Raw genomic sequence first — 1,851 nt, forward strand, 5'->3', positions numbered from 1 at the left:
GCGTCCCGACTACAACGGACCCCGCCCCGGCGGCCGGGACCCGGCAGCCACGGAGCAGTTCGCGCGACCGGACTTCGGGGGCGCCTCCCCCGCCGGGGGCTACGGCGGACAGCAGCGTCCCCCGGCGCCCGCGCACGGTCAGCCGGGAGCCCCGCGCCAGCGCGGCCGGGACACCGCCGATTTCGGCGCCCCGCGTCCGCCCGCCGCGAGCCTGCCCGCGCAGCCGCAGCCGGAGGCACTGCCGCCGGCCGGCCCGGGTGACGGCCGTACGCCGCTGTACGACACGCTGGAGACGAACTGGTTCCACGGCGGCCCGGGCGGACAGACCGGCGGGGGCGCGCAGCCCCCTGCCGCGCCGCAGCAGCCGCCCGCCGGGCGTCCTGCCCAGGCGATGCCGCCGCGCCGTCCGGCCGGTGGTCCCGCGGGCCAGCAGGGCCAGGCCGGGCAGACCGGCCAGCACAACGCGAGCGGTGCCGCCTGGCGCACCTCGCCCAACGACGAGCTGGTGCGCCAGGCCGAGCGGGTCCGCAAGCCCGCGGCCGGCGGTATCACCACCTCGGGCCTGCCCAAGCGGGTGCCGCGCGCCAACCTGGTGCCCGGGACCGCGCAGGAGCAGAACCACCAGTCCGGTCCTCAGGTCTCCCGCGCTCCCGACGACGTTCGGGGCCGGCTGACCAATCTCCGTCGGGGAATCCAGCAAGGTCGTCAGGCGGGCGGCTCCGGCAACACCGGCAGCTTCAACGTCGGCCCCTCTCACCAGCAGGAGCGTTAGTTGAGCCCGATGAGCCAGGCGGCGCAGAATCTGAACTGGTTGATCACCAACTTCGTGGACAACACCCCTGGGGTGTCCCACACCGTGGTGGTCTCCGCCGACGGACTCCTGCTGGCGATGTCCGAGGGGTTCCCCCGCGACCGAGCCGACCAGCTGGCGGCCGTCGCATCCGGTCTGACCTCACTGACCGCGGGCGCGTCCCGCATCTTCGAAGGCGGGCCCGTCAACCAGACGGTGGTGGAGATGGAGCGCGGCTTCCTCTTCATCATGTCGGTCTCGGACGGCTCTTCACTGGCCGTACTCGCCCACCCTGACTGCGACATCGGCCTCGTGGGCTACGAGATGGCCCTGCTGGTCGACCGTGCCGGTACTGTCCTCACCCCGGACCTGCGTGCCGAGCTCCAGGGAAGTCTGCTGCACTAGAACCCCCCTCAGGAAGCCTGCCGCACAAAGATGTGCGCCCCAGGTACAGCCCCGGTACCCCTCATACCGCCTACTCACCGTCAGGCCGCCCCATCCGGCCCCCCACCGGCCCAGTCAGACGGCACAGCCGACCACTTGCTGTCACGCCCGGAGGATTCATGACCCCGCCCCCCGCCTCTCACGATCCGTACGGTGTCTCCATGGACACCGACTACGGACATGAAGGCGACCAGCCGCTGGTTCGTCCGTATGCGATGACCGGCGGCCGGACCCGGCCGCGCTACCAGCTCGCCATAGAGGCACTGGTCAGCACCACGGCCGACCCCGCGCACCTCGCGACCCTGCTGCCGGAGCATCAGCGGATCTGCCACCTGTGCCGCGAGGTCAAGTCGGTGGCGGAGGTGTCGGCCCTGCTGTCGATGCCGCTCGGCGTTGCCCGGATCCTCGTGGCCGACCTGGCGGAGGCGGGGATGGTGGCGATCCACCAGCCGGGCAACGGAGAGGCCGGCGGCACGCCGGACGTGACACTGCTCGAAAGGGTGCTCAGTGGACTTCGCAAGATCTAGCGGCGGTGCAGCCCGCTCAACCACCAGCGCGAAGATCGTGGTGGCGGGCGGCTTCGGCGTGGGCAAGACCACGTTCGTCGGCGCCGTCTC

Annotated in this window: 2 protein-coding genes and 2 pseudogenes; all 4 read left to right on the forward strand. The window is 72.3% G+C overall.

Features of this window, described 5'->3' with window-relative positions; translation table 11 throughout:
• A pseudogene (locus ACWGI8_RS43825) lies at positions 1 to 772 on the forward strand (histidine kinase); the annotation flags it as partial.
• Between the two features lie 9 nt (positions 773 to 781).
• Positions 782 to 1,195, forward strand: coding sequence for a roadblock/LC7 domain-containing protein (locus tag ACWGI8_RS43830; RefSeq protein WP_266384487.1), 414 nt, complete (start codon positions 782 to 784; stop codon positions 1,193 to 1,195).
• A gap of 158 nt (positions 1,196 to 1,353) precedes the next feature.
• On the forward strand, positions 1,354 to 1,761 hold the full coding sequence (locus ACWGI8_RS43835) for a DUF742 domain-containing protein (protein ID WP_453669152.1): 408 nt from the start codon (positions 1,354 to 1,356) through the stop codon (positions 1,759 to 1,761).
• Positions 1,742 to 1,851 (forward strand): annotated as a pseudogene (locus ACWGI8_RS43840) (ATP-binding protein); the annotation flags it as partial. The gene ACWGI8_RS43835 and the pseudogene ACWGI8_RS43840, both read left to right, overlap by 20 nt.

The organism is Streptomyces sp. NPDC054841 (assembly GCF_053611045.1).